The organism is Herbaspirillum sp. UBA812 (assembly GCF_002296545.1).
Lineage (GTDB): Bacteria > Pseudomonadota > Gammaproteobacteria > Burkholderiales > Burkholderiaceae_D > Herbaspirillum > Herbaspirillum huttiense.
Genome location: NZ_DBIC01000024.1, coordinates 11200 through 11587 on the forward strand (window position 1 = coordinate 11200; position 388 = coordinate 11587).

The 388-nt window shown below is 67.5% G+C and carries 1 protein-coding gene; it reads left to right on the forward strand.

From position 1 onward, the window contains the following. The coding region (locus B3873_RS01285) for a TOBE domain-containing protein (protein ID WP_286863652.1) at positions 1-332 on the forward strand (332 nt) is incomplete at its 5' end. Positions 333-388: the final 56 nt, after the last annotated feature.

Below are 388 nucleotides of genomic sequence, written 5' to 3' on the forward strand. Positions count from 1 at the left end.
CCAGCTTCGAGGCCAGCAAGGGCGAGGTCACCGCTACCGTGCGCCTGCCGCAGCCGGTGGCTGGTGCGGCCGGCCAGGAGCGCATCCTGGGCGTGCGGCCGGAACACCTGCTGCCCATCCTCGATGGCTCGGCTGCGCAGCTGTCACTGGATGTGGAGCTGGTCGAAGCGCTGGGTGCGGAATTGCTGGTGCATGCGCGCTGCGGCGGACAGTCCCTGGTGCTGCGTTGCCCGGCCAATGTGCCGGTCAGCACCGGTCAGCGTATCGGCGCGTCCTTCGGGGTGGGGGATGTGCATTGGTTTGATGTGAAGAGCACCCATCGCATCGCCTGAGGTCCAGCACTTCGCACAGTCGGAAACGAAACGGGCCCCGCAAATGCGAGGCCCCT